Origin of the sequence: Pseudanabaena yagii GIHE-NHR1, from assembly GCF_012863495.1 — a bacterium.
GTDB classification, from domain to species: Bacteria; Cyanobacteriota; Cyanobacteriia; order Pseudanabaenales; family Pseudanabaenaceae; genus Pseudanabaena; species Pseudanabaena yagii.
The window spans coordinates 2,395,141-2,412,471 of the sequence record NZ_JAAVJL010000001.1; the positions used below are offsets into that span (position 1 = coordinate 2,395,141).

The following is a 17,331-nucleotide window of genomic DNA, read 5'->3' on the forward strand; positions in this document are numbered from 1 at the left end:
TAAATTTTTAGTTTTACTTGCTTGCGATAAAATAAAAATCACTGCTACAACCCAATGCTGTAACACAGTTAAACTCAATCCACAAAATCCCCAAAAACTGCCATGTCCGATACCCATATTCCTGAAGGTAAAGAGCGCGAAGTTAGAGCTATAGGCGGTGCAGCAATCGATGGCACACCGATCGCTTATATTATTGTCCTTGCGGCTGTCACCACCGTTTTAGCCTTTATTCCCTTTTCCATTACCCTTGGCTCTGGGAAAGGTATCCCCCTCAGCCAAAGTATTTATCCACTTTTAGGTTGGGTACTCGGTCCTTTGGCAGGTGCTTTAGCTAGTGGTATTGGTACTTTTATTGGTATCTTCCTTGCCCCTCATACAGCAGGTAGCGTCCCAGCGATCGCTATTTGGGGGGCTGTGATTGCTAGTTTTGCCGCAGGCTCTATGGGAACAAATCGCAGTCGGCAGTTTTGGTTTTTAGCCTTAACAGCTTTATTTGGATTAGAGTTAACTGCCTATGCCTATTTAGCGATCGCTCGTAATGGTATTCCGATCAATACATTCATTTTCGGCGCTTTCATCGATTGGTCAGCCATACTATTATTTTTGCTGCCAACGCGGAATTTATTTACTAATCTCATTAGTAGCAATAGTTTGATTAAAGTTGCGATCGGTATATTTGGCGGTACTTGGACAATATGTGGACTTGCACACCTCAGTCAAGTTCCATTTACCTATTATCTCTTTAACTGGCCAGAACCAATTTGGAATGCACTCATCCCCATTATTCCTGTAGAGAATGCGATGCGTGGCTTGTCAGGAGCGGTAATTGGTACGGGAGTGATTTCAGGATTGAGAGCAATCAATTTAGTGAAACCGAAGGAAGCTATTTATTAGAATGTTTATGAATAAATTTGACTTACGCAATGCCAGCGAATTTACTGGGTTTTAAGTGGATTTGATACTTAATTCCTAATAAGTATGGAAGATTCAGCCCTGTCCCTATTTAACTGTTCTATAGCAGTCCTAAATCATTTGTAGATTTTTTGGTTTGTGGAAGCGCACCCCTTCGGGGTGCGCTTCCACAAACCATTTAGGATTGCTATATGCCTAGAATTTTTATCCTTGAATTTATGGGAAATGCGATCGCATTTCTTCCTCTCACCAATTGTTAAACATTCCTTAATGCCATAACTGCACCAATGCAAGACAAAGCAATCTATGATTTAGTCAACCTGTAGACTGACTTGTTATGAAAACAGATCATCCGACTTATACACAAGCGCAGATTTCAGCTTGGTTGCGGGGACTCATGAGCGTGGCTCTCGCAGACAATGATTACAGTGATCAAGAGCGTACCCTTTTTGATCAGATCAGCCATAGTGATGAATGGGGCGAGGAAATTCCCATTTCAAGTTTTGAACCGATTAGCGCTCAAGAACTGGCTGATGCATTGGGTAGCGATCGCAGGGTGGGGCAGAATTTTTTGCGGATGGCAGTGATGATGGCACTCGCCGACGGTAAATATACAGATACAGAAGATCGCATTATTCAAGAATTTTGCACGGCACTTGATCAAGAAATAACTCCAATCAATGAATTGCGGATCAAACTAGAATCCGCCTCACACCATGAAGAGCATCATCCTGATCTGTTAGAGCCTGTTAAGGAATGGCTCGATCACATGGATATCCATGATTCCCGACTGGCGAACCTAATTTGTAAGGTTGTACCCGCTCAATGTCCTTTCGAGCGCGATATCGTCTTGTTTGGACGCAAAATCATGCACATTCCCGCCATGTGCGAAATTAATCCTCTATACGATCAGCTCGTGGGGTTACGTTTTCGATCGCTTAGTTATCTCGCTGATAAAGGCGAAGATGTTTCAAAATATTGTTAATCAAATTGTTAACTAAAGGGGCGCAGAGCGCCCTTTTACTTTTGGGATGAAAGCGCAAAGCGCTATAGTATTTACAGTTTTTACTAGCCAGACTAGCCCAATATGCCCAGAGAACTAAAAAGCGCTAAAAAAGAAGAAGATAACAGCGATGTGTCCCCAAATGTGTTGCGTGTCGTTTTAGCCTTTCGGCGCTGGGGGTGGGTATCTTTTTGGACACAGGTTGTTTTATGCGTAGTTTCTGCGCTAGTCTTGCTGCAACTTGTTTTATTAAAAGCACCAACGACAAATACGCCCACAGGCGCAGATAGCAACCCTGCCACACTGCCTGGATTGAGTTTTGCATGGGCAGGTATCGCCGTACTCGGTGCAAGTATTTTCTGGAATTTTCGCTATACGCAAATGGCGAAAAAGTTGCGATCGCCCGATCGCCCTACCAAAAGCCAAACCGTATTTCAAATCAAAATTGGTATCATCATCAATCTATTAGGGATGTTGATTACTTTGATCGGAGCTGCTTCGATTGTGGGTGCATTAACCTTGCGATCGCAACAGGGGGTATTTGCTGGTGCTGGCAACTTTAATCTCACAATTCAGCCCCTCGACTTTCAGATTATTCAAGCCAGTTTCAATATTATCTTTGCCCACTTTGTCGGCTTAGTCACCTCACTATGGTTGCTAAATCGTGCCACCGACAAGCCTAATCGCGAATAAAACACAAATAAAAAAGAGATGGCGTAGCCATCTCTTTTTTATGCTTCAGCTAACTTACGACCATAGCTGATCGCTAAACAGCCCGTCACATACATCAGCAAGCTATAAACTGCCGCAGGAACCGCCATATCTGGATTATTGAGCAATCCTGCGGTAATCGCGATCGCGAGAGTTCCATTTTGCAAACCCACCTCAATACTGATACAGATTTGTTGCTTAGGGTTAAGCTGAAAAAATTTACTCAAATAGAATCCTGCCGCCATCGAAAGGATATTTAACAGCAACACCCCAACCCCAACTTGGACAATAAAATCTGGCAACCGACTCCATTCTTTGACGATCAGCAACAAAATAATTACTGCCAATAGTACGGCAGCCGAGATGCTGGTTACTTTTTCTAACTTTGCCGATAGGTTCGGCGCAAACTGACGAATACTCATCCCGATCGCGATCGGTAAAAAAGTAATCACAAAAATTTGTCCAATTGTTGTCCCAATCGGCAACTCAACCGCCGCACCCTGCCCAAAGAAATGTTGGCTAGCCAGATTCGCAAAAACAGGAATCGTAAATATCGTAATCAGGCTACTTAAAGCCGTTAAGGTCACGCTCAGGGCTACATCACCTTTCGCTAAAAATGTGACCAAGTTTGAGGAAACTCCCCCCGGACATAACGCCAAGATCATCAAACCCGTAGCGATCGCAGGTTGCATCGGCACAAGCTTAGCGATCGCCAACCCAATCAGTGGCAGCACCACCAACTGACTGATTAACCCAATTGCGACCGCTTTTGGATATTTTCCCACTCGCTGAAAGTCCTCTGGCACAAGCGATAAACCCATACCAAGCATCATCGTTCCTAGCGCGATCGGCAAGATCAGCGATGTAAAAATATTTGATTCCATGGGTGAATTGATTAAGATAGGAGAGATGTAAAGAAGTGTAAAACACAAATAGTAGCTAAGCCAATGCAATGGAAGCAGGTTGAAGAAAATTGGGTTTTGACTCCAGCCAAACCCAAAGGTGTAATTCACTTTCTCGGCGGCGCATTTTTTGCAGCCGCCCCACAGGTTGCCTATAGCCGTGTGCTAGAGCAACTTGCTCAAAATAACTATGCGATCGTGGCTACCCCCTTTCTCAATAACACCTTTGACCATCGCCAAATTGCCCGCGATGTCCATACGTCCTTTCGCAAGGCACGCAGCAAACTATTTCTCGACTATTTCCCTGTGTTTGGTATGGGACATAGCATGGGCTGCAAAATCCATCTATTAATTAATAGTCTGTATAAACCCACCCGTGCAGGCAATATTTACATTGCCTACAACAACTACAGCGCCGATCGCTCAATTCCTTTTTTTAAAGAACTCTCCAACACTATCCCTGAAATGTCATCAATGGAGTTCACCCCTACCCCCAAGGAAACTGAGCAGCTAGTTAGCGCCAATTACCAAACCACCCATAATTTACTTATTAAATTTATTGACGATGATATTGACGAGATTTTCAGCCTTGCCGATCTCCTCAAGCAGAAATTCCCCAAAACCGTAAGCCTGCAAACCCTCGAAGGCACTCACCTCACCTCTATGGGCATTGATGTCAAATGGAAGGCAGGCGAAAGTTTCTCCGCTATTGACGCGATCGCTCAATGGGTCAAACAGGAAATGCACAAAAATAATCACACCCTAGAGCAAGTGCTATTGTCATGGCTGAATCAGCAAATCCGCTAAACGCTAAGGAGTCACTCCGCCCACTTCTGAGTTTGGCAATAATAGCAATGAGTAGAAATACTCTATTTAAATCGACAGCTAACTTGATAACAAAGCCCAATCAAAATTGATTGATTTTCTATTTATATATCTGCTATTAGGATTTCTAATATTGTTTTAATACTGTTAAAATTGCCGTCTATTCATAACATTTTTAGGCTAACAGTGTGCCAGTTGATCCCCAAAATCAAAGAATAGATACTTAGTTTTATTAATATAAATTGACTGGCATATTGTTGCCCAAGTATTTTGCTGGCAAGAGTTTGAGCAACTAGATCTAACTAAAACAATTGCAAACAAGTACTAGAGGATATATCTAGCTTATTAGAGTGATATAAATTTTTTATATGAATTTATAACCAAAAAAGGTGCTTTTCAAAAAATTTTTTTCAAAAAAAAGTAAATGTAGATACGCACTTTATGTTTAAATTAAAGACATCACTCAAGGGCTTCACACGAAGAATTCCTGATAGGATTAACTTATATAAAGCAAAAAATGTTCCACCAAGGAGCCAGCGCCAAAAAGCCAAATAAAGAGATATCTGATTTGACTCTTGGACTCTGCCTCTTAAGTTTTTTTGCAGCGCCCCGTGCAGTTTGCGGGCAACCCAGTTTTAAGACTCAGTGACGCATAGAACCAAAAATTTTTTTCATTTTTTCAGTTCCAAAGCTTGCCTTTCAGTCTTGATTACTGTCAATCATCGTTTTGAGTCTTGAGGCATGATTTTTGCCTTACGCACTCTCACGGGAGCAAACTGCCATAGGACGAATGGTGGAAATTTAAACGATTCTCAATTTAACTCTAGTAAGGAGATATTAATGTCTTACTCAAAAACACAGTCTAAAGCCAAGGCTGGGTACGACGCTGGTGTTCAGGACTATAAACTAAAGTACTATACCCCCGATTACACACCCAGAGATACTGACCTTCTCGCAGCTTTCCGCTTCGTGCCTCAACCAGGCGTACCTCCCGAAGAAGCAGCAGCAGCAGTTGCCGCAGAATCTTCTACTGGTACATGGACTACTGTATGGACAGACTTGTTGACCGACCTCGATCGCTACAAAGGTCGCTGCTATGATGTCGAGCCAGTACCTAACGAAGACAATCAATATATTGCTTACATCGCATATCCTCTAGATTTGTTTGAAGAAGGCTCTGTAACCAACTTGCTAACCTCATTGGTTGGTAACGTATTCGGTTTCAAAGCTCTCCGCGCACTTCGTCTAGAAGACATCCGCGTACCCATCGCATACCTCAAGACTTTCCAAGGACCTCCTCACGGTATCCAAGTTGAGCGCGACAAGTTGAACAAGTACGGTCGTCCTCTTCTCGGTTGTACCATTAAGCCTAAATTAGGTCTTTCTGCGAAGAACTACGGTCGTGCAGTATATGAGTGCTTACGCGGCGGTCTAGACTTCACAAAAGACGACGAAAACATTAACTCTCAGCCTTTCATGCGCTGGCGCGATCGCTTCCTGTTTGTACAAGAAGCTATCGAAAAAGCACAAGCTGAAACTGGCGAAATCAAGGGTCACTACCTCAACGTCACTGCTCCTACATCTGAGCAAATGATGGAACGTGCAGCTTTCGCTAAGGAAATCGGCACTCCGATCATCATGCATGACTTCTTGACTGGTGGTTTCACAGCTAACACCTCTCTTGCTAAGTACTGTCGTGAAAATGGCTTGCTATTGCACATTCACCGCGCTATGCACGCTGTTATCGACCGTCAAAAGACTCACGGGATTCACTTCCGCGTTTTGGCTAAGTGTCTTCGTATGTCTGGTGGTGACCACCTCCACTCTGGAACCGTTGTTGGTAAGCTCGAAGGCGAAAAAGAAATCACCATGGGCTTTGTTGACCTCATGCGTGAAGACCACATTGAGCAAGATCGCTCTCGTGGTATCTACTTCACCCAAGATTGGGCTTCTATGCCTGGCGTACTCCCTGTAGCTTCAGGTGGTATCCACGTATGGCACATGCCTGCTCTCGTTGAAATCTTCGGTGATGACTCTTGCTTACAGTTCGGTGGTGGTACTTTGGGTCACCCATGGGGTGCTGCTCCTGGTGCAGCCGCTAACCGTGTTGCTCTTGAAGCTTGTATCCAAGCTCGTAACGAAGGTCGCAACCTGTGGCGTGAAGGCGGCGACGTTCTTCGTGAAGCTGGTCGTTGGTCTCCTGAATTGAATGCTGCTCTTGAACTTTGGAAGGAAATCAAGTTCGAGTTTGAAGCAATGGATACTCTCTAATCGATTAGCTCCTTACTATATTGTTTCGTGTTACGAAACAATATAGTAAAACTCTTGGTGAATTCAGCCTATGGATATTAAGCGCAGTACTAAGTCCACAGCCAATATGTTGATCAATTTTTTGACCTTCGAGGCTGTTAAGACGATTGCCGAGCAGTTGGAAGAAACGGATAAGTTAAAAGCGCTCTGGTTTAACCAATTCTCGACACGCGAAAGACTCCAAAATGGTGAGCTTTACATTAAAGACCTCTTTGAGGTTCACCAAGAGATGGCTTTTCGAGTGATGACTGTGCGGGAGCATCTAGCAAATGAGATTTTAGATTTTTTGCCTGAAATGACTCGTACAGGTATTCAACAATCAAATATGCAGCTTCGTCGTCGGCATTTTGAGCGCATCATGAGTGTTCAGGCTTCTGAAGGATATGCAGAATGCGAGAATCTAGATGCTGATATAGAAACTAAAGAACCTATTGCAGAATCTAGTCTCGGTAGTTCTCTCGAAGCAGTTGCTGACTCAGATGTTGATGGCGATCGCGCTTCTACTGAAGCAAATCAATAGCCCAAATCAATAGCAATTTAATTTCAATCGCGAGGAAATAATGCAAACTTTACCAAAAGAGCGTCGTTACGAAACTCTTTCTTATCTTCCCCCTTTGAGCGATGCTCAAATCACTCGTCAAATCGAGTACACCCTTCAACAAGGTTTCTACGCAGCGATCGAATTTAACGAAGATTCCGATCCTGCTATTCACTACTGGACATTGTGGAAGTTGCCCTTGTTCAACGCTAAGACTCCTCAAGAAGTTTTGAGCGAAGTTCAAGCTTGCCGTTCTAGCTACCCTGGTTCTTTCATCCGCGTTGTAGCTTTCGACAACATCAAACAGTGCCAAGTCCAAAGCTTCATCGTACACAAGCCTAACAGCGCTCGTTACTAAGCTCTAACAAACAAAAAAGCCCCGCATTGCGGGGCTTTTTTGTTTTTAATGATCTGCTACCTAAATGCTTCGATACGATCTAAATACACATTAACAAGTTTGTGCTCAACGGATAGGCTTTCAATCTGCTCCCAAACTTTAGCCAGAAATAAATGAAAATCACGCTTTCTCATATTACTGGAGTTTAGACTAAAAAAGGTAAAAAAGGCAGAGTAAAAGAGATACAAACTGCCTAAAGTAGATGAAAAGTAAAGAGACATCTACAGCCATGATTATTGATAAACTACAAGACTTTCGTCAACAGGTATATAGATTTTTAGGGAACGGACGGGATGCAATATTTGACTTGATGGATGCAGTATTGACCAGTCCGAGAGTGAAATCATTTGTAGAATTATCGTTATCCGCAGTGTATCGAAGAAAATGGTCAAGTCTGTATGAATCATTAAAAGACAGTCGCCCCAACCGAGGCAGGATAAGACGGTTATGTGTGGAACAAATACCCAAAGACATCCGCCCTTTGCTAGCAGGAGACCATACAGGATGGGGAAGACCCCATGCCAAAACGCTAAAAGACAGGAGTTTTGTGCATCAACCGAATTTGGTAGAAGGGAACAAACCGATCGTGTTAGGGCATGACTACAGCACCTTGGCATGGATACCAGAGATGACAGGGAGTTGGGCAATCCCGTTATGTCACGAGCGGATCAGTAGTTTTGAGACAGCAGGGCAAAGAGCCGCATTCCAACTGAGTCAAGTATGTCGAGATTTAACGGTAAGACCAATCGCTACTTACGACAGTGAATATGGCAGTGCCGTCTTTATGAATTTGACTGAGGATATCCCTGCCGATTTACTAATACGTCTACGTCCTAACCGATGCTTATACAAAGCCCCTGCGCCCTACAGTGGTTATGGTCGTCCTCGTAAGCATGGGGATAAATTCCAACTTGCCAATGCTGATAGTTGGGGAGAGCCATCGGCAACTTTTAGCTTAGAAGATGAGACGGTTGGACAGGTGCAAATCCAGCAATGGTCTAACTTACACTTTCGGCAAGCAGCCCAACGACATATTCAAGTTATTCGAGTTACACATTCTCATTGCTCTGGTTTGTGGTTAGCTTGGGTGGGTGAACAGATGCCGACTTTAGACTCCCTTTGGCGCTTGTACTTACGTCGTTTTGCCATCGACCATTGGTATCGTTTTGCCAAACAAAGATTACATTGGACTCTTCCCATTTGTTGACTCCTCAGCAAGCTTTGCGTTGGAGTGACCTTATGCCTTTACTCTCTTGGCAATTGTGGTTGGCTCGTCAACTGGTTATTGATACTCCTTTGCCTTGGCAGAAACCTCAAACCAATCTTAATTTTGGTCGAGTCGCTCAGGGCTTTGCCGCACTTTTGGTCAGGATTGGCTCTCCTGCTTGTTCTCCCAACCTCGTGGTAAGTCTCTCGGTTGGAAATCTGGACGCAAGCGTTCTCCTTTTTCTCGCTTTCCTGTCGTCAAAAAACGAGCTTCTCGCTCGAAAAAGGTCAATCAAGACTACCTTAATTCCTAACTTTCAATATTCTCTTTTTCTCTCTCTTGCTTTTACTCAGTTCTCCGTTTTCTGGGTCACTTTTTCCTGCTCTTTTTCTGATTCTCTTAATCAACTTAGTCTAAATTCCAGTCATATTACCAATGCGTAGATGCACTACTTTAGGTGGTACTAAATCCAGCATTAGCCGATCCGAAAAATCTACATCTTTGGAAACAATGACTAATCCATTTTCCTTTGCATATTGCCAAATTTTCGTGTCACTGGGACTTTCTCCTAAAACTGAAACATGGGTAATGGGCAAAGATGGCGTAAACTGAATTTTAATTGGCAAATTTTCATCAAATAAAAAGCCATTCATGCAACTTGTCTCACTTCATAGTGATTCGCCATTAATTTTGCTGCAAACTGCATACAGGCATAAATATCTTCCCTTGTCAGAGACGGATATTCTTCAAGAACTTCTTCAATAGAATCACCTGCGCCCAAAAATTCCATTATCGTCTGCACTGTAATTCGAGTATTAGCAATTACTGGTCGCCCATTGCAAATATCTGGATGAATAGTTACTCTATTTTTCATAGATAAAAATTAACCTTTCCTTTAGTAGTTAACCTGTTGCACGTTAATATTTAATTTTTTAAAGCAGGATCAATTCCAAATTTAGATTGGAGTTGAGTCATATAGGTGTTTAACTTTTTTAAAACATAATCTGCAAGGTATCCTGGGGTATTGTCATTGGTGTAGCACATTTCAACACATATAATTTTTTCTTCCATTTCTATCAATATATCGGGTTTAATATTGTTCAAGTATGGATGAAATTGCTCTGAGTCAAGAGAAATATTGTCATATTCTTCTAGTAAATCCTTTAAAGCTAAACAAAGGGACTTATTTAATGAATTGTCACTTATTCTCTGAGAATTTTTTGCAGATATTCTTTCATTAAACTTTTCAAAGGCTTTTGTGGCATTTTTAAGACCTTCTACAACTTTACCGCTTTTTCTCTTACCTGCTGTAAACTTAGGCTTACCCAATGAAGTTGGATTAGCAGATGTTTGAAGTTCTAAAATCTGTAAATATAACGGTGTACTTTTCAGTGCCTTCTTAGCTGCATATTTATTAAACCAAGCTTCTGGAATATTGAATTTATCTTTATCAAGTAACTCATCTTTATTGATTTTTAGATTTGCATCCCTTCCATATGAGGCAATACAGGATATTAGAGCATTTGTAGGTAAGTACATAATTTTAGTTGTTAACATGGTGCTGGTAAGAGCAAAAGTAAGTCTTTCGCTATTCCATGTAGCTTTCCTTTGATTATTATCATTAATATAAGCATTAAGAGATCTATAATCTGCATTCCACATCTCGTTGGGAATATCTGGAGTTTTCTTAGCAAATCCTGCAACAACTCCTTCCGCATGAGGATAAGAGAATATAAACCATACCTCCATTGGTTTTGGAATATTACTCACAACCTTAGCAAGATAATTTGTTCTACGTTGCCACAGTTTTTTTACATCCCGTAGATAATCTCTAATTAAATGCTTTTCTTTAGGTTTTTTGAGATAATCTTGCTTTAACTTTTCAAGTTCATCATCATTTAATTGAAATTCATAGCAACTTTTTCCACCATTGAAAAACATGATGGTTTTTTTAGCAATAGTCGGATAATCGTCAATGGAAGGTCCTGTAAAATCAATGGATGGTGTTCTATCATGAAAAATTGTACTAGAAAAACTTTTGGCATAGTTTTGCATTTTTTCTAAATAAGATCTTTCTGTTACTGGCCAAATAATTAAAACACCGTATTTACGCAAAAATTGATTGAGATCTCTAAAAAAAGCTATAACTTTATTCTGATCTTCATCTTCTAAATTTTCTAAATATTCAATAACTATACATAACTTATCGTTACTAGCTTGCTCATCATGATCTTTAAAAAAACTTTCAGATTCTAAGCGGATAGTTTCTAACAACAACTTTAATTTAGGTTGGTCAGTATTTCTATCTAATGTAGTAGCATCAATTGATACAATCTTTTGAACTGGTATGTATTTTTGAAACTTTAAAGAACCTGTAAAAGTAGACTTCCCTACGCCTGATACACCATATAAGAATACTAAGTATCCAGCAGTACTAATGTCAGCAAGTATTTGAATAATTTCTTTCTCAAACTGAGTTACAGGAATAACAAAGTTAGCTAATTCAGCATTATCTCTTCCTATTTTTTTTACAATTGACTCATATGTTTCAGGCAAGAATAATACTGAATCTTCGATAATTTCAAGATTATTTTTATCTGCTTGAGTATTTAAAAGCGAATTCGTAAGACTCGATTGAGATAAATCATCTTTACTTCTCTCAATTAGAGTGCTATTTCCCTCAGTCGCTATGTCAAATAGAGAGAGTTGGTTTTTGTCTTCACCTTTTTTGGAACTTTTATTAGCCACAAGTAAACCTCTCTCAATTATTAGGATTTACAAATTTATAGTTATACTAACACTCTTATTAAGTTTTGTATTAGCGATTTGATTGTCCGCCATCATTTTGTTTTTATAAGAAAGTTGGAGATTGCTAGTTACTGATATTTGCTTGTGATCACTTTATTCCGAGGAGATAAACGGGTGATCGCTGGTTGTTGATATTGATTAGGTTTGATCGCTTTGTGGTGGGGAGATGAAGGGGTGATCGTAGGTTAGAATACTCAGCACATTAGTCAAAATCTGATTTCCATGCCAACGAGCGCCTCTGAAATACAAGAACAAGCCAAAAGTATCTTAGATGCGATCGCTTTTACTCTTTTTGAAGAATGCCAACCATTAAATCGTGATTTTAGTAATATTCCTGATCGTCCTGGTATTTATGCAATCAGACATAAATATGAAGGATTGCTTTACATCGGTAAAACTAAAAGTTTAAGGAGTCGGTTTAAAGGTGGGCATAAAGCCTTTCTGTGGGCATGGCTTGATAAATACAACGATAAAGATGTGCGTATTGCTGTACAAATAATCCCATACTCAAGAAATCCTGCGTTACTATTGGAGCTAGAGGCAATTATTCTTCGAGCTACTGAGCCTCCATACAACGTCCAAATCCCAATGGAATAGTAAATTTATGCAAGTAGAAATGTTAGAGCAAATCTCTTCCAAAGATGCAGAAGCTATTTTAAAACTTCTTCCTGAGAGAATTAGGATAGCAATTATTGCTCGTGCTAAAGAAATAGATTATCCAATTGAAGCAACCCTTGAAATGGCGATCGCTAGTTTTTTGGATACAGAAGCAATAAGTTTTACAGACTGCAAACCAAATCGTGGATATTAAAAGAGAAACATAGGCGATCGCAGTTTGTTGATATTGATTAGTGGCGATTGCATTCTATGGAATGCGGCGTGACACTTCCTTGGAGTAATTTTCCCAAGCCTGTTTTACAAAATTGTAAAACTCTGTTAGAAATCTCTCGGTAGAAAATTGCATCGCATTATCTCTACATACTTTTGGCTCAATCAGATGTTGATATTTCTCAAATTTGAGAACTGCCTCACAAATGCTATCCACGGACTGCTCTGCAAAAAATACACCCGTAGGGCGATCGCCTTCCAAACCAATTACAGACTCCGTTACACCGCCGCGACTAAAGGCAATAACTGGTGTGCCACAGGCTTGAGCTTCTACAGGAGTAATCCCAAAATCCTCCTCTGAAGCAAAAACAAAAGCTTTCGCATTTTGCATATATGCTTTTAATTCTGCGGGTTCACGATAACCGAGGAACTGAACATTTTTACCTGCTTTAGCACGAATTTTAGGCATTTGTTCACCATCACCAATCACGATCAATTGGCGATCGCTCATCTGTGAAAAAGCTTCTACAATTAAATCAACTCTTTTGTAGGGAACTAATCTTGAAGCTGTGAGATAGAAATCTTGCTTCTGTTCACACAAGACATAATTTTGGAGATCAACGGGGGGATAAATCACCTGTGCATCGCGCCGATAGACCTTCTGAATCCGCCGAGCGATGAATTGAGAATTGGCGACAAAGCGATCCACACCGTTAGCAGTGCGAGTGTCCCAGAGTCTAATTTGATGCAAAATCCATCGAGCAATCCAGCTTTTAATTCCCTTTTCTAAATTTGATTCTCGTAGATATTGATGTTGCAAGTCCCATGCATAGCGAATCGGTGAATGCACATAGGAAATATGTAATTGATGGGGAGAAGTTAGCACCCCTTTGGCAACAGCATGGGAACTGGAAATAATTAAATCGTATGCCGATAGATCGAGCTGCTCGATCGCTAAGGGCATCAACGGCAAATATTGCCGAAATTTAGTTTTTGCAAAGGGTAATTTTTGGATAAAGGTAGTCGTAACTTGTTTATGTTGAATATATCCCCGTTGCGAATCCTCTAGAAAATCGACTACTGCAAATAAATCGGCATGGGGGAACAAATTTAAAATTTGCTCAACAACCCGTTCTGACCCCGAATAATTAACAAACCATTCATGAACGATCGCAATTCGTAAACTTTCTAATTTTGACATACAGCATTGAACAGAGTTGCTAGAACCAAAATTTATAAGAGATGTCTAGCATCACGCAAACAGCATTAGAAATTTTGGAATATATTTACAATAGCAATTTTGCAACTGTGTACCCTATGAAGTTTCACTATGCCTCTTCGACCTTAGCAGCCTTTGGTATGGCGATCGCTAGCGTTACAAGTATTTCTGCCGTAGCATTCACACCCTTGATCACCAGTCCAGCGATCGCTCAAGAAACAGGTGAACCCGTCACCACCACATCAACGCCTCAAGCGATCGCCTTATCCAAATATCTCAAAAAAATTGGAGCAAAGGTATATACAGCCTATTGGTGTCCCCACTGCCATAATCAGAAAGAACGCTTTGGGAAGGAAGCCGTAAAGAATCTACAGGTGATTGAATGCGATCGACGTGGTGTTAATCCGCAAACCCAACTTTGTATCGACAAAAAAATTCGCGGATTTCCCACATGGGAGATTAATGGTAGGTTTTATGAAGGCGATCGAACGTTAGAAAATTTAGCAAATTTATCAAGATATCGTAATGGTATTTAGACGATAAGCACTAATATGTTCAAGATAAATCTATAAATTTGTGTGGTTTAGACTTTAGTCTAGAGTAATTACCGTCTAACTAAAAATAGCAATTTTCTGCATAAACATTGTATATAGGTTAAGAAGGCATTTCATCAGCCTTTAATTTTGCTCGTTTGTTTTTTTGATTACCGCGAACCTTGCAGGCTAATATGTCTACTCTTGTCATTGTCGAATCGCCCACTAAGGCACGCACCATTCGTAACTTTTTGCCCTCAGAGTACCGAGTTGAGGCATCAATGGGTCATGTGCGCGATTTGCCACAGTCAGCCAGTGACATCCCTGCGGAGTTAAAATCCTCTGAGTGGGCAAAACTAGGCGTAAATGTTGATGCTGACTTTGAGCCACTGTATATCGTGCCTGACGATAAGAAAAAGATCGTCCGTGAACTTAAAGCTGCTCTCAAAGGCGCAAAAGAATTAATCCTTGCGACTGACGAAGACCGCGAAGGTGAAAGTATTTCTTGGCACTTGTTGCAAATCCTGCAACCCAAAGTACCGATCAAGCGCATGGTTTTCCATGAGATCACCTCTGAGGCAATCAAAGGGGCTTTAAAAAATTGTCGCCAGATCGACGATCGCCTTGTCCATGCCCAAGAAACCCGCCGCATTCTCGATCGCCTTGTCGGTTATACCCTCTCGCCTTTGCTCTGGAAAAAAATTGCTTGGGGGCTATCCGCAGGAAGGGTGCAGTCGGTGGCTGTCCGTCTCATTGTGAACCGTGAACGGGAGCGCCGTGCCTTTAAATCAGGTAGCTATTGGGATTTGAAGGCAAATCTCTATGCACCTAAGCAAGAATTTCCTGTGCAGCTAGTCTCCGTTGGTGGGACGAATGTAGCTACTGGTAAAGACTTTGATGAGGCAACAGGGAAAATTGCCAATGGGCGTAAGGTTTTATTGCTTGATGAATCAGGGGCGATTGCACTCAAGGAGAGACTTAATGGCAAAGTCTGGTCAGTTAGTAATCTCGAAGAACGTCCCACCACCCGTAAGCCCTCACCCCCCTTCACCACCTCGACCATGCAGCAGGAGGCAAACCGTAAATTGCGCCTGTCGGCAAGGGATTCGATGCGGGTAGCTCAAGCTTTGTATGAGCAGGGCTACATCACCTATATGCGGACTGACTCCGTGCATTTGTCGCAACAGGCGATCGCGGCGGCGCGTCAGTGCGTGACCAAGATGTATGGCAACAACTTCCTCAGCAAAGAACCTCGCCAGTATGTCACCAAATCTAAGGGCGCACAGGAAGCCCACGAAGCGATCCGCCCTGCGGGAGAAACTTTCCGCACACCCCAAGAGACAGGTTTGTCTGGTCGTGAGTTGGCACTTTATGACCTGATCTGGAAGCGCACCGTTGCCTCACAGATGGCAGATGCCCAGTTAACCATGCTCAGCGTCCAGTTAACCGTTGAGGATGCCATCTTCCGAGCTTCGGGCAAGCGGATTGATTTCGCAGGATTTTTCCGCGCCTACGTCGAAGGCTCCGACGATCCCGATGCGGCTTTAGAAGAAAAGGAAATCACCTTGCCACCGCTCAAAATGGGCGATCATCCTGTCTGTCGGGAATTAAATACGGTCGGACATGAAACCCAACCACCAGCGAGATATACCGAAGCTGCCCTTGTGAAAATGTTGGAAAGTGAAGGCATCGGTCGTCCTAGCACCTATGCCAGCATTATCGGCACGATCTGCGATCGCGGTTATGTGCAACTGGTCAATAATGCTCTCATTCCCAGCTTTACCGCCTTTGCTGTCACCAGTTTGCTAGAGGAGCATTTCCCCAATCTCGTTGATCCCAGCTTTACCTCCAAAATGGAGCAGACCCTTGATGATATTTCTACAGGCAGTGTGGAATGGTTGCCCTATCTCAAGAAATTCTATTCGGGTGAGCAAGGGCTAAGTGGACAGGTCAAGTCTCGCGATAGTCTCATCGATGGTGAAGCCGCAAGGACAGTCCATCTCGAAGGTTTAGACGATGATGTCAAGGTGAAGATTGGTAAATTTGGAGCCTATATCCAAGTGGGAGAAGGCGATCGCACCGTCAATTCCTCCATCCCTCAAAACTTGACTCCTTCCGATCTCGTCCCTGACAAAATCGAAATGCTGCTCAAGCAAAAACTAGAAGGTCCTGATCAAGTTGGTATCCATCCAGAGACCAATGAGCCAATCTTTATGATGGTCGGTCAGTATGGACCTTACGTGCAGTTAGGACAAGCTACAGACGCAGTTCCCAAACCAAAACGAGCTTCTTTGCCCAAGGGAATGCAGCCTGAACAGGTGACTCTCGATGTTGCCGTGAAGTTGCTTGCTTTGCCACGTACTTTAGGGGCACATCCTGATACTGGCAATCGCGTGTTTGTAAATACAGGGCGCTTTGGTCCCTATGTTTGCCATGCCAAGGGCAATGTCGATAAGGATGATAACCGATCGCTCAAATCCACTGACGATCCCTACACAATCACCTTTGAACGCGCCTTAGAACTCCTTGCTCAGCCCAAGACCCTACGCGGTGCATCTGCTGCCAAAGTTTTAAAATCCCTTGGCAAACACCCCGATGACGATGATGCGATCGAAATTCTTGATGGTAAATATGGCGCGTATGTGAAGCATGGCAAGATAAATGTATCGCTGACCAAGGAGCAATCCGTCGATACGCTTACCCTAGATGAAGCGCTGTCTATGTTAGCTACTAAATCGAAGTCGAGCAAAAGTACTAGCAAGCGCACTAAAACAGTTGCCAGCGAAACCAAGAAAGCTACAACAAAAAAGACCACAACCAAATCTACAGCCAAGGCAACCACAACAAAAACTGCTACAAAAACCACGAAGAAAAACACAACCAAAAAGACAGCAGCAACTAAGTAGGATAAAAGCCATAAAAAAACACGCGAAGCGTGTTTTTTTAACGTCAGTTCGGGTTAAGCTGGCAAATTTTAAAAGCCCAAAAGTAAAAGCCTTGCTACGCAAGGCTTTTACTTTTGGGCTTTGAGAGAGGGTTTGCTACGCAAACCCTCTCTCAAAGCCAATTTCAAATTATCCCGAACTCGCGTTTTTTTATGGCTTTAGGATCTAAAAACAGCACAAATGTCTGACGACC

At 42.1% G+C, this 17,331-nt stretch carries 16 protein-coding genes and 1 pseudogene; 12 read left to right on the forward strand and 5 right to left on the reverse strand.

Annotated elements, in window-relative coordinates:
* The first annotated feature begins 102 nt into the window (after positions 1–102).
* The 3 genes from HC246_RS10935 (at position 103) to HC246_RS10945 (ending at position 2,608) form a co-directional block, all read left to right on the forward strand.
* A complete protein-coding gene (locus HC246_RS10935) occupies positions 103–894 on the forward strand; it encodes a hypothetical protein (RefSeq protein ID WP_169363414.1) in 792 nt (263 codons plus the stop codon).
* A gap of 355 nt (positions 895–1,249) precedes the next feature.
* Positions 1,250–1,897: a Mo-dependent nitrogenase C-terminal domain-containing protein gene (locus HC246_RS10940; RefSeq protein WP_169363415.1), complete on the forward strand. Its 648-nt coding sequence runs from the start codon at positions 1,250–1,252 to the stop codon at positions 1,895–1,897.
* A 102-nt stretch (positions 1,898–1,999) separates the two neighbouring features.
* Positions 2,000–2,608 carry a DUF3611 family protein gene (locus HC246_RS10945; protein ID WP_169363416.1) on the forward strand — a complete coding sequence of 203 codons (609 nt, stop codon included), beginning with the start codon at positions 2,000–2,002 and terminating at the stop codon, positions 2,606–2,608.
* 38 nt (positions 2,609–2,646) lie between these two features.
* Here the strand turns inward: HC246_RS10945 and HC246_RS10950 are convergent, their stop codons facing one another.
* Positions 2,647–3,510 carry a bile acid:sodium symporter family protein gene (locus tag HC246_RS10950; RefSeq protein WP_169363417.1) on the reverse strand — a complete coding sequence of 288 codons (864 nt, stop codon included), beginning with the start codon at positions 3,508–3,510 and terminating at the stop codon, positions 2,647–2,649.
* Between the two features lie 63 nt (positions 3,511–3,573).
* On the opposite strand from HC246_RS10950, the gene HC246_RS10955 reads away from it, so the two are divergent.
* From HC246_RS10955 to HC246_RS10975, 5 genes and pseudogenes are all read left to right on the forward strand, one after another.
* Complete coding sequence (locus HC246_RS10955) at positions 3,574–4,335, forward strand: DUF1350 family protein (protein WP_169363418.1); 762 nt, start codon at positions 3,574–3,576, stop codon at positions 4,333–4,335.
* An 858-nt stretch (positions 4,336–5,193) separates the two neighbouring features.
* Positions 5,194–6,624, forward strand: a complete 1,431-nt coding sequence (locus HC246_RS10960; RefSeq protein ID WP_169363419.1) for a ribulose-bisphosphate carboxylase large subunit — start codon at positions 5,194–5,196, stop codon at positions 6,622–6,624.
* A 70-nt stretch (positions 6,625–6,694) separates the two neighbouring features.
* Complete coding sequence (locus HC246_RS10965) at positions 6,695–7,183, forward strand: chaperonin family protein RbcX (protein WP_169363420.1); 489 nt, start codon at positions 6,695–6,697, stop codon at positions 7,181–7,183.
* Between the two features lie 40 nt (positions 7,184–7,223).
* On the forward strand, positions 7,224–7,559 hold the full coding sequence (locus HC246_RS10970) for a ribulose bisphosphate carboxylase small subunit (protein WP_169363421.1): 336 nt from the start codon (positions 7,224–7,226) through the stop codon (positions 7,557–7,559).
* A 268-nt stretch (positions 7,560–7,827) separates the two neighbouring features.
* Positions 7,828–9,118: pseudogene (locus tag HC246_RS10975) on the forward strand (NF041680 family putative transposase).
* 100 nt (positions 9,119–9,218) lie between these two features.
* On the opposite strand, the gene HC246_RS10980 reads toward HC246_RS10975, so the two are convergent.
* The 3 genes from HC246_RS10980 to HC246_RS10990 are packed head-to-tail and all read right to left on the reverse strand — an operon-like array spanning position 9,219 to position 11,553.
* A complete protein-coding gene (locus tag HC246_RS10980; RefSeq protein WP_169363422.1) occupies positions 9,219–9,458 on the reverse strand; it encodes a DUF5615 family PIN-like protein in 240 nt (79 codons plus the stop codon).
* Complete coding sequence (locus HC246_RS10985; RefSeq protein WP_169363423.1) at positions 9,455–9,679, reverse strand: DUF433 domain-containing protein; 225 nt, start codon at positions 9,677–9,679, stop codon at positions 9,455–9,457. Before HC246_RS10985 ends, HC246_RS10980 begins: the two co-directional genes overlap by 4 nt.
* A gap of 50 nt (positions 9,680–9,729) precedes the next feature.
* Positions 9,730–11,553, reverse strand: a complete 1,824-nt coding sequence (locus tag HC246_RS10990; protein WP_211167683.1) for an ATP-binding protein — start codon at positions 11,551–11,553, stop codon at positions 9,730–9,732.
* Between the two features lie 282 nt (positions 11,554–11,835).
* On the opposite strand from HC246_RS10990, the gene HC246_RS10995 reads away from it, so the two are divergent.
* Both HC246_RS10995 and HC246_RS11000 read left to right on the forward strand, forming a co-directional pair.
* Positions 11,836–12,210 (forward strand): GIY-YIG nuclease family protein, encoded by a 375-nt coding sequence (locus HC246_RS10995; protein WP_169363424.1) that lies wholly within the window; start codon positions 11,836–11,838, stop codon positions 12,208–12,210.
* Positions 12,211–12,217: 7 nt separating this feature from the next.
* The gene (locus HC246_RS11000; protein ID WP_169363425.1) at positions 12,218–12,424 is read left to right on the forward strand and encodes a hypothetical protein; all 207 of its coding nucleotides are present in this window, start codon (positions 12,218–12,220) and stop codon (positions 12,422–12,424) included.
* A gap of 54 nt (positions 12,425–12,478) precedes the next feature.
* Here HC246_RS11000 and HC246_RS11005 read toward each other — a convergent pair whose 3' ends face one another.
* Positions 12,479–13,642, reverse strand: coding sequence for a glycosyltransferase family 4 protein (locus HC246_RS11005; protein WP_169363426.1), 1,164 nt, complete (start codon positions 13,640–13,642; stop codon positions 12,479–12,481).
* Positions 13,643–13,683: 41 nt separating this feature from the next.
* Between HC246_RS11005 and HC246_RS11010 the strand changes: the two genes are divergently transcribed.
* Both HC246_RS11010 and topA read left to right on the forward strand, forming a co-directional pair.
* Positions 13,684–14,196 carry a protein disulfide isomerase family protein gene (locus HC246_RS11010; protein WP_169363427.1) on the forward strand — a complete coding sequence of 171 codons (513 nt, stop codon included), beginning with the start codon at positions 13,684–13,686 and terminating at the stop codon, positions 14,194–14,196.
* 191 nt (positions 14,197–14,387) lie between these two features.
* A complete protein-coding gene (topA, locus tag HC246_RS11015; protein WP_169363428.1) occupies positions 14,388–17,099 on the forward strand; it encodes a type I DNA topoisomerase in 2,712 nt (903 codons plus the stop codon).
* Positions 17,100–17,331: the final 232 nt, after the last annotated feature.